The 10,290-nt window shown below is 69.7% G+C and carries 8 protein-coding genes; 1 reads left to right on the top strand and 7 read right to left on the bottom strand.

Annotated features, from left to right (window positions below):
- Positions 1 to 44 precede the first annotated feature (44 nt).
- Positions 45 to 785, bottom strand: a complete 741-nt coding sequence (locus B2Y21_RS08850; protein ID WP_292059009.1) for a FadR/GntR family transcriptional regulator — start codon at positions 783 to 785, stop codon at positions 45 to 47.
- 127 nt (positions 786 to 912) lie between these two features.
- On the opposite strand from B2Y21_RS08850, the gene B2Y21_RS08855 reads away from it, so the two are divergent.
- On the top strand, positions 913 to 2,064 hold the full coding sequence (locus tag B2Y21_RS08855) for a M20 metallopeptidase family protein (RefSeq protein WP_292059011.1): 1,152 nt from the start codon (positions 913 to 915) through the stop codon (positions 2,062 to 2,064).
- Positions 2,065 to 2,085: 21 nt separating this feature from the next.
- Here B2Y21_RS08855 and B2Y21_RS08860 read toward each other — a convergent pair whose 3' ends face one another.
- From B2Y21_RS08860 to B2Y21_RS08885, 6 genes are all read right to left on the bottom strand, one after another.
- On the bottom strand, positions 2,086 to 2,856 hold the full coding sequence (locus B2Y21_RS08860; protein WP_292059013.1) for a 2,3-dihydro-2,3-dihydroxybenzoate dehydrogenase: 771 nt from the start codon (positions 2,854 to 2,856) through the stop codon (positions 2,086 to 2,088).
- Positions 2,853 to 6,743: an amino acid adenylation domain-containing protein gene (locus B2Y21_RS08865; RefSeq protein WP_292059015.1), complete on the bottom strand. Its 3,891-nt coding sequence runs from the start codon at positions 6,741 to 6,743 to the stop codon at positions 2,853 to 2,855. Before B2Y21_RS08865 ends, B2Y21_RS08860 begins: the two co-directional genes overlap by 4 nt.
- 9 nt (positions 6,744 to 6,752) lie before the next feature.
- Positions 6,753 to 7,016: a phosphopantetheine-binding protein gene (locus B2Y21_RS08870; RefSeq protein WP_024353927.1), complete on the bottom strand. Its 264-nt coding sequence runs from the start codon at positions 7,014 to 7,016 to the stop codon at positions 6,753 to 6,755.
- Entirely contained in the window at positions 7,013 to 7,675 is a 663-nt protein-coding gene (locus B2Y21_RS08875; RefSeq protein ID WP_292059016.1) for an isochorismatase family protein, read from the bottom strand. The genes B2Y21_RS08870 and B2Y21_RS08875 overlap by 4 nt, the downstream gene beginning before the upstream one ends.
- Positions 7,672 to 9,300, bottom strand: coding sequence for a (2,3-dihydroxybenzoyl)adenylate synthase (locus B2Y21_RS08880; RefSeq protein WP_292059018.1), 1,629 nt, complete (start codon positions 9,298 to 9,300; stop codon positions 7,672 to 7,674). Before B2Y21_RS08880 ends, B2Y21_RS08875 begins: the two co-directional genes overlap by 4 nt.
- On the bottom strand, positions 9,297 to 10,290 hold a 994-nt coding region (locus tag B2Y21_RS08885; protein ID WP_292059020.1), incomplete at its 5' end, for an isochorismate synthase. The genes B2Y21_RS08880 and B2Y21_RS08885, both read right to left, overlap by 4 nt.

Genomic DNA, 10,290 nt, shown 5'->3' on the forward strand with positions numbered 1-10,290 from the left:
CCTCTTGGTCATAAGAAAAAGAACTAAAAACTAGACCAATTGGTCTAAACTGAATGGGTGCTAATCAGGAAACGCTCTCGGCTGGCCGCCATCTGACGCTCCAAGGCCTCAAGCGCTGAGGCGGCGCTGGCGTCCAGCATGGCCGCCAGCAAACGGTTGAAGTGGGTCCGCATGGCGCGCCGCGCGCCCGCCGGATCACGCGCCTTCAAGGCGTTGAGGATGGCGGCATGCTCATCCACACGCGACGAATCGTCGATCTCGCAGACCGCCTGATGGGCGGCGCTGACTGACGGAACCTCAGTCCGCATCCGCCACAAGGTCTCAATGGTGTGCAGAACAGCGGCGTTGTTGGCCGAAGCGGCGATCACGCGATGAAACTCGCGATCGGCGGCGTCGGGGTCCAGTTCGGGGTTCGCCCCGCCCATAGCCTCGACCAGATAGTCCAACCGGGCCAGGGCTTCATCAGTGATGACCGAGGCTGCCAGGGCGGCCGCTTCAGATTCGAAGAGAGAGCGCGCCTCGGTAACCTCGAACGGGCTGACCGCAGGCAAGGCGCCGGCCGGCTGCGGCGCCGAGCAGACAAAGACGCCCGACCCGGTCTTGATCGCCAGCTTGCCCTGGGCCTGCAGCGCAACCTCCGCCTCGCGTACGGTGACACGACTGACGCCGAAGCGTTCGGCCAGCTCGCGCTCGCCGGGCAGTTTGGCGCCCGGCCCATACCCCTCATCAGCGATGAGCTGGAGAATCTGGTCGGCGACCGTGTGGAAAAGACGTTTCTGGCTCATGCTCGCAGCTTAAACGAACCGGAGCGTCAGGCCAATCGGTCCGGCGTGTCCAGAAACGCCGGCTATGTCGTTTCAGGGGCGGCGATGCTAACCTCGCCGGCTCCCCTTTTCGACGGATGCGCGCCCCATGACGCCCTTGCCTGCCCTCGCCGCCCTGGCCTCTGAAATGACCGCCTGGCGACGGGACATCCACGCCCACCCGGAACTGTCCGGTCAGGAGTCGCGCACCTCGAAACTGGTGTTCGACGTGCTGGAAGGGCTGGGCCTGAAGCCCGAGGGCGGCATCGGCGGCGAAGGCGTGGTCGCCGTCATCGAGGGGCGCGAGCCCGGCCCGTCCATCGGCCTGCGCGCCGACATGGACGCCTTGCCCATGAACGACGACAGCCAGGTTCCCCACGCCTCGACCAAGCCCGGCGTCTCGCACGCCTGCGGCCACGACGGCCATACGGCGACCCTGCTGGGCGTGGCGCGCCATCTGGCCGCCAACCCGCCCGCGCGCGGCCGCGTGGTGCTGATCTTCCAACCGGCGGAAGAGACGGGTCTGGGCGCCGTCGCCATGATCGAGGACGGCCTGTTCGACCGCTATCCGTGCGACGAGGTCTACGGCTATCACAACATGCCGCTGCTGCCGCTGGGCGAGGCGGCGGTCCACACCGGCCCGACCATGAACGGCTATAAGGTGTGGGAGATCGACATTCAGGGCGTCGGCGGCCACGGCGCCGCCCCGCACAAGACGAAAGACCCCGTTCAGGCCGCCGTGCGCGTGGCCTCTGAAATCTCTTCCATCATCGGCCGCCATGTCGACCCGATGGAGCCCGCCCTGATCACCGTGACCAAGCTTCAGGCCGGATCGTCGCACAACGTCGTGCCGCACGAAGCCAGTCTGGCGGGCACGCTGCGCGCCACCTCGGCCGACGTGATCGAGACCATGTGGCAGAAGCTTCAGGACATCTGCACAGGCGTCGGCGTCATGACCGGCTGCACCGTCACGTTGCGCGAGACGGCGGGCGTGCCGCCCGTCTTCAACGCCGCCGCTCAGGCCGATGTGGCGGCGGCTGCGGCGGACGGCGTGTTCGGCGCAGGCAAGGTGCATCGCGACCTGAAGCCGTATCCGTTCACCGACGACTTCGCCTACATGCTGCAGATCGCGCCGGGCGCTTACTTCTTCGTCGGACAGGGCGGGACGATGGTCCACCAGACCGCCTATGACTTCAACGACGACCTGTTGCCGAATGTGGCCTCGGTCTTCGCCCGGATCGTCGAGGCGAAGCTGTCCTGAAGACAGGTCTGAGCGGCGGGATCAGGCGCGCAGCGTGGCCCCGCCGTCGACGTAAAGGTCGGTCATGGTGATGTGGGCGGCGCGGTCGGACAGCAGGAAGACCACCGCCTCGGCGATATCTTCCGGCGTCGCCAACTTCTGTAACGGAATGCCCGCCTTGAACGTCTCGGGCGAGCCGGCGATGACGCGGGCGGCGCCGTCTTCGTCAGCCCACATGCCGGTCTGCATCGACGTCAGGGTCGAGCCGGGGGCGACGATGTTGCAGCGGACGCCCTTGGGCCCCAGCTCCAGCCCCAGACAGCGGGTGAACATGGTCGCCGCCGCCTTGGACGCGGCATAGGCCGCCATCGCATGACGCGGCACGCCCGCCGCGTTGGAGCTGACGGTGACGAAGGCCCCTTTGCCTCGCTCGCCCATCCGCCGCGACGCCGCGCGGCCCAGATGGAAGACCCCGTCCGCATTGACGGCGAACACGCGGCGCCATTCGGCGTCGGAGGTCTGGTCCACCGTCACATTGGACAGGACGCCCGCGACGCTGGCCACGCAGTCGATCGGGCCGTCCTCAGCCTCGATGCGATCGAACAGGGCCTCGACCGCCGCGCCGTCGGACACGTCCAGCGGCTCGACCCGTACGCCATTCAGGAAGGCCAGACCCGACAGGGCGGTCGACGGCAGGTCGGTTGCGACCACGCGCGCGCCCTCCTCGACCAGCAGGCGCACCACAGCGGCGCCGATGCCGCCGCCCGCGCCCGTGACCAGGGCCAGACGGCCGGACAGTCCGCTGTCTCTCATCGTGCGGTCTCCTCGAAAGCGGTCATGCGGGCGTCCAGCGCCGGAGCGATCAGGGCCGTCGCCGCCGGGCCGGTCAGTTGCGGGTGAAGGAAGGGAACCTCGACCACGTCCAGATCGGCGGCGTATGGCCGCCACAGGTCGGGCGTCAGGTCGCGCTCCTTGTGATCCAGCGCCGCGCGGACGTGGGTGGTGCGGCCGCCGAAAGGCTTGTGATGGTGTTCACGCACCAGACGGTTGGTGTCCAGCACCACGCGGATCACCCCGTCCAGCGCCGCCTCGGGCAGGCCGCCCAACGCGCTGTCGCCCGCCTTCAGGAAGGCGACAATGGCCGCACGGCTGCGCAGTTCGGGATACAGGGTCGGGTCGTATCCGGCGATAGCCAGAAGGGCGCGCATGGCGTCGACCGGATCCGGGTCCGGCTCGGCGCGCCAGCACTCGGCCGGATAGGAATCCAGCATGGCCATCAGCCCGACCTTGACCCCGCGCCGTTCCAGCTCGACCGCCGCCGCCTGGGCGATGATGCCGCCGACGGACCAGCCCGCGATATGCACCGGCCCCGGCGATCCCAGCGCCAGAATGTGATCGACATAGACCGACGCCAGCGCGTCGATCCCGTCCGGCAGGGCGTTATTAGGGTCCAACGCAGGCGACTGCACTCCCCACACCGTGCGACGCGGCGACAGGGCGCGCGCCAGCGTCCGATAGCCCCACGACAGCCCCCCCGCCGGGTGGATCAGGAACAGCGGCGGCAGGGCCGGATCGCCCTCGGCCAGACGGATCAGCACGCCCAGCCCGTTGTCGAAGTCCAGCGCCTCGGCGTCGATCAGGGCGGCCAGTTCCGCCACGCGCGGCCGGTCGAACAGGGCGCCCAGCCCGGGATCGCGCCCCAGCCGCTCGCGGATCAGCATCATCAGATGCACCGCCAGCAGGGAGTCGCCGCCCAGGGTGAAGAAGTCGTCGTCGGCGCCCGCCGGTTCGGCCCGACCCAGCGTCTCGGCGAACAGTTCAGCGATGATTTTTTCGGTCGGCGTCCCGGCCGCCCGGCCCGCAGCAGCCTCGAACACCGGGGCGGGCAGCGCCTTGCGGTCCAGCTTGCCGTTGGAGGTCGTCGGCAGGGCGTCCAGCGCCACGATGGCGGCCGGGACCATGTAGTCGGGCAGGCGCGCGGCCAGCTTGGCCTTCAGGGCGGCGGGGTCGTAGCCCTCGGCCGGGACCAGATAGGCGACCAGCCGACGCTCGCCGGGGCGGTCCTCGCGCGCCAGCACCACCGTCTCGCGCGCCAGACCGCTGGCGATGACGGCGGCTTCGATCTCGCCCAATTCGATGCGCAGGCCGCGGATCTTCACCTGATGGTCGCTGCGGCCCAGATAGACCACCGCTCCGTCGGCTCGCCTGCGCGCCAAGTCGCCGGTGCGATACAGCCGCTGGCCCGGATGGTGCGGGTCGGGGATGAAGCGGTCCTCGGTCAGGTCGGGCCGGTTCAGATAACCGCGCGCCAGTTGCACGCCGCCCAGATGCAGATGGCCGCCCATGCCGGGCGCCACGGGGCGCAGGCGCTCGTCCAGAATGACCAGCCGCGTGTTCCACACCGGCCAGCCGATCGGCATGGGCCGGGACGTATCGTCCGGTCCGGCGGCCCAATAGCTGACGTCCACCGCCGCCTCGGTCGGGCCGTAGAGATTGTGCAGTTCGGCGCTCACCGTCTGATGGAAACGGTCGCGCAACTCGGCGGGCAGTTCCTCGCCGCTGCAGAAGACGTGGGCGACCGCGATGCCCTTGGCCGCCGGATCGGCCAGAAAGGCCGACAGCATGGAGGGGACGAAGTGCAGGTCGGTGATCGCATGGCGGCGGATCAGTCCGGCGATGGCCGCCGGATCGCGGTGCGCGCCGGGCGGGGCCACGACCAGTTCGCCGCCCGAAATCAGCGCCAGGAAGAACTCCCACACCGACACGTCGAAGGTGGCGGGCGTCTTCTGCAGGATGCGGGTCTGGGCGCCGATCCCATACTCGGCCTGCATCCACAGCAGGCGGTTGACGATGGCCCGATGCTCGACCAGCACCCCCTTGGGATCGCCGGTCGACCCCGAGGTGTAGATGACATAGGCGGCGTCCTCGCCCCCCTGCGCGACGACAGGCGCCGCCCCGTCCAGCGGCCAGTCGGCGGGCGCCAGCAGGGCCTCGCCGAACGCGCCGCCGATGTCTTCATGGGCCAGGACGACGCTCGGCCCGGCAGCGCGGACGATGGCGGCGATACGCTCGGCCGGATGCTCCAGATCCAGCGGCAGATAGGCGCCGCCTGCGCGCAACGTCGCGACCAGCGCGATGACCAGTTCCAGCGAACGCGGCAGGGCCACGGCGACGAGGCTCTCGCGCCCCACGCCGAGCGCCGCCAGCGCCGAGGCCAGCGCGGCCGTGCGGCGGTCCAATTCGGCGTAGCTCAGGGTCTGATCGCCGAAGGTCAGCGCCGGGGCGTCGGGCGTCGCCTGCATGGCCGCCTCCAGCAGGGCGGTCAGCGTCGTGTCGGGAACCGGATGGGCGGTGGCGTTGAAGGCTTCCAGTTCGCGCGCGGCTTCGCTCGGCGTGGCGATGGGAACCTCGCCCAGGGTCTCGGCGTCGAGGGCGTTGGTCAGGAAGGCGGCCAGACGCTCTGCGTGGGCGGCGGCCTCATCTAGCGTGTAGAGGTCAGGGTTGGCGTCGACTTCCAGCGTCAGGGCCGGAGCGGCGTCGCCGCGGAAGGTGAAGCTGATGTCGTCCACCGGGCCGGTGCCCAGCACCTTCAGCGTCGTGTCCAGCCCGGCAAAGCGCGGCGGCAGATCGAACGGCAGGACGTTGACCAGCGGCCCATACAGACGCCGCGCCCCGCCGATCAGACCCAGATCGCGCCGCAGCTGCTCGCTGCGGTAACGGCCGTGGCGGCGGGTCTTGATCAGGGCCCTGGAGGCGAGGATCAGCTGCTCGTCCAGCGGCGCGTCCTCGTCCAGCGTCAGGCGCAGCGGCGGGACGTTCATGATCATAGCCGGCGCGCGCGCCGAGGCGCTGCCCATCCGGCCCATCCACGGCACGCCGATCACGGCCTCCTCCGCGCCCGAGAAGCGGCGGACATAGGCGGCGCCGATGGCGGTCAGCACGTCGGGCCAGGACAGACGTCCGGCGTCGGCGCGGGCGCGCAGGCGGGTCGTGACCTGCGGCGGCAGGGCGCGTTCGATGCGGTGGAAGCGGTGGGCGGTCGTCGCCTTGCCGGGCGCCAGGGAGGCGACCTCGGGCGCGTCGCCCATGATCTCGCGCCAGTAAGCCGCGTCGGCCGCGCGCTTGTCCGAGGCGCGATAGGCGGCGTCTTCCTCCCACACCTTGGCGATGGCGTTGAAGACCGGGCCGGGCGCCGGGCCGCCGCGCGCGGCGTTGTAAAGCTCGGCTGTGCGGTTGGTCAGCAGGGCCATGCCGAAGCCGTCGGTGGCCAGATGGTGGACGCGCAGGCTCCACAGGAAGCGTTGCGGCCCCATACAGAACAGGATGTTGGCGGCCAGCGGATCGCGCGTCGGGTCCAGCGGCGTCTCATGATCGCGGCGCATGGCGGCCATGGCCTCGGCGACCGGATCGGCGGCGGCGGACACGTCCACGACCTGAAGCAGGGGCCGATGGGTCGGGTCGAGGGTCTGGACGACCTCGCCGCCTCGCTCAAGGAAACGCAGCGACAGGGCCTCGGCCTCGGCGGCGGTCTGATCGACGGCTGTGCGGAAGGCCTCGACGTCCAGATCGCCCCGGATGTCGAGATAGTGGGCCGTGTTGAAGATCGGATTGGCCGGGTCTAGCCTCTGGGCGAACCACAGGCCGGATTGGGCTTCCGTCAGCGGATATTCCAGCACCGCCGCCATGCGTCCGTCGTCCATGATGTCAGGTCAGGCGTCGTGACCGGCGGCGCGCAGGCGCGCCTGAACCACGCTCCACCAGCCCGCCAGAGTGGTGTGCTCGGCCAGTTCGCTGAACTCCAGCGGCACAGCCTCGCTCCACGCCAGCGACAGGTTGAGAGCGCGCAAGGAATCGACGCCCAGGTCCATCAGATTGTCGTCGTCCAGAATGGAGTCCGGCGTTTCGTGCAGCACGGCGGCGACATCGGCGCGCATCCGCTCCAGCGTCAGATCCTGCGGGGTCAGCTTGGTCATGTCAGTCGTTCCAGAACGCGCGCCGTCGAAAGGGCCACGGCGCAGGTGTCGGCGGCCCAGGCCACCGCGCCCATATGCTTGTCGCGCGAGAAGTCGCCAAGCGCATCGGCGACGAAGAAGGGTTCGATATCGCGCTGAAACGCCTCGGCCGCTGTCAGCTGGCAGCCGATGTGGGCGTAGACGCCGCAGACGATCAGCTGGTCCCGCCCCCGCACGCGCATCAGCGTCTCGAGGTTGCTGCGCTGGAAGGCGCTGTAGCGGTGCTTGACCAGAGGGAAGTCGCCCGGCGCCGGGGCCAGTTCGGGCAGGATGTCTTCATGCTCGGGCGTGCGGCTCATGCCTGGTCCCCACAGGTCGGCCTGCAGGCCCCGGTCGCGGCGATCCTGATCGCCATGCTGGGCGGTGTAGAAGACGGGCACGCCCGCCGCACGCGCCGCTGCGATCAGGCGGGCGATGTTGGCGATCAGGCCGGGCAGAGGCTCGACGCCCGGCGCATAGGGGCGCATGAAATAGCGCTGCATGTCATGGACCAGCAGGGCGGCGCGATCACGCTCCAGCGTCCACTGGGCGCGCGAGGCGGGGATCTCCGCCTCGGTCGGCAGGGCGTAGGCCGGGACGGTCGGCAGGCCTTTGCCAGATTCTTCAGAGGATGCGCTCACGCCTTGCCCTCTTCTTCCAGAATGCGCTGACGCAGGGCGGCGCGCAGTTCGCGGCGGCTGACCTTGCCGACGGCGGTCACGGCGAAGTCGTCGACGAAGACGATCTGGTCCGGCACCTTGAAGTCGGCGATGTCGCGCTTGCGCATCCAGGCCTTCAACTCGACGCCGCGCGGCGGCGCGCCGTTGGGGATGATGAAGGCGCAGATCCGCTCGCCCAGATAGTCGTCCGGCACCGACACCACGGCGGCGTCGAACACGGCCGGGTGGGCCAGCAGATGATCCTCGACCTCCTCGGCCGAAATCTTCTCGCCCGCGCGATTGATGTGGTCGGTGGCTCGCCCCATGACCACGAGGTAGCCCTCGGGCGTGCGGCGCACCACGTCGCCGGTGCGATAGAAGCCGTCGTCGGTAAAGGACCGCTCATTGGCCGCCGGTTCATTGTGATAGGCGCGGATCGTGTAGGGGCCGCGCGTCAGCAGATTGCCCGGCTCGCCCTCGGCCACGGGCGCGCCCGCGTCGTCGACGATCAGGATTTCATCGTCGGGGCTGATGGGGCGTCCTTGCGTCTCGACGATCAGGCTCTCGGGATCGTCCAGCCGGGTGTAGTTGACCAGACCCTCGGCCATGCCGAACACCTGTTGCAGGGTGCAGCCCAGTTCGGCGCGCACGCGCCGCGCGGCCTCGGGCAGGAACTTGGCCCCGCCGACCAGCAGCACCTGAAGGCTGGACAGGTCGTGGGTCTTCTTGGCCGCCGCCTGCATCCACAAAAGGGCCAGAGGCGGCACCAGTCCGGTGATCGTCACGCCCTCGCGCGCGATCAGGGGAAAGCAGACGTCCGGCGACGGCGACGGCGCCATCACCACCGTCGCCCCGACATAGAGGGCGCCCAGATAGCCCGGCGAACTCATCGGGAAGTTATGCGCGGCCGGCAGGGCCGTCAGATAGACGCTCTCCGGTTCCAGCCCCGAGATGTCGGCGCTTTCGCGCACGCTGTAGAGATAGTCGTCATGTGTGCGCGGGATCAGCTTGGACAAGCCGGTCGAGCCGCCCGAAATCTGCAGGAAGGCCACGTCGGACGGATCGGCGTCCTGCGTCGGCAGGGAGGCCGGATCGGCGCGGAAGGCGTCGAAGGATGCGAACTCCTCGGCTTCGCCCACCACGACCACATGGCGCAGGTCCGGAACCTCGGCCTGAACGGCGCGGGCCAGGGCGCGATAGTCGAAGCCTTCGTGCCTGTCGGCCACGACATAGGCCGACGCCTCGGCGCGCGTCACGAAGTGGACGATCTCGGTCGAGCGATGCGCGGGCAGCGCATAGACGGGAATCAGCTTCGCCCGGAACAGGCCGAAGATCACGCTGAGGAACTCGGGCAGGTTCGGCAGTTGCACCACCACCCGGTCGCCCGGCTTCAGACCCAGCGCCAGGAAACCGGCGGCGGCCGTCTCGGCCTTTTGCAGCAGCTCGCCATAGGTCCAGCGCTGGTCCATGCCGACCACGGCGACGGCGTCAGGTTGCGCCTCGGCGCGACTGCGCAGCAGCTGGGAGAAGGTCTCGCCACGCCAATAACCCTTGGCCCGATAACGCGCCGCCATGTCGTCCGGCCAGATCTGTTGCAGGGGAATCATACGCTCGCCTCATCCACGCCCAGGGCGCGCAGAACGGCCTGGAACTTACCCGACGTCTCGTCCGCCTCGGCGGCGGGGTCGGAGCCCTCGACAATGCCCGCCCCGGCATAGAGACGCGCCTGATCGCCGCACGTCTCGGCGCAGCGCAGCGAGACGTACCACGCGCCGTCGCCAAAGGCGTTGGTCCAGCCCACGGCCCCGGCATAGAAGCCCCGGTCATAGCCTTCAAGCGCGTGGATCATCTCGGCCGCCTGATCGCGCGGCGAACCGCAGACGGCGGGCGTCGGATGCAGCAGGGCGGCCAGTTCAGCGGCGGAAGTCTCGTCAGGACGATGCAGCCGCCCCTCGATGCGGGTGCCCAGGTGCCACATGGTCCGCGTCGAGACCAGCGCCGGTCCCGTCGGCGCGCGCAGATCGCTGCAATAGGGAGCCAACAGGTCCATGATGGCCTCGACCACCAGGGCGTGCTCGCGGCGGTCCTTGTCGGAGGCAAGCAGGCTTTGCGCCGCCGCCTCGTCCTGCACCACGTCGGTGCTGCGGCGGGCCGATCCGGCCAGAGGATGAGAGAAGACGGCCGGGCCGCGCTTGGACGCCAGCAGTTCCGGCGTGGCGCCGACCAGACGGCGCATGGCGCCGCCCTGTCCTTCACCGAGCGGCGTCAGGAAGCGCGCGGCGGTCGGATCGGCCTTCAGGTCGCGCCACAGGGCGAAGGGGTCGATCGCGCCGTCGCCCTGAACCTTCAGGCTGCGCGACAACACCACCTTGTCGACCGGCTCGGCGCCGCCTTGCGAGGCGCGCATGGCCACAAGCGCCCGCGTCACCGCCGCCTCATAGGCCGCGCGCGAAGGCTCGGGCGCCAGGGCGCGGACCGCGGGCCGGTGCGCGCCCGAACGCATGTCACAGATGCGGTTGGCCGCGCGCTCGGGCAGGACCAGGCAGTCGTCGGCGCTGCGGTCGACCGGGACGGCGCCGACGAGGGGGAGCGGCGGG

The organism is Brevundimonas sp. UBA5936 (assembly GCA_002430835.1).
In the GTDB taxonomy this organism is placed as follows: domain Bacteria; phylum Pseudomonadota; class Alphaproteobacteria; order Caulobacterales; family Caulobacteraceae; genus Brevundimonas.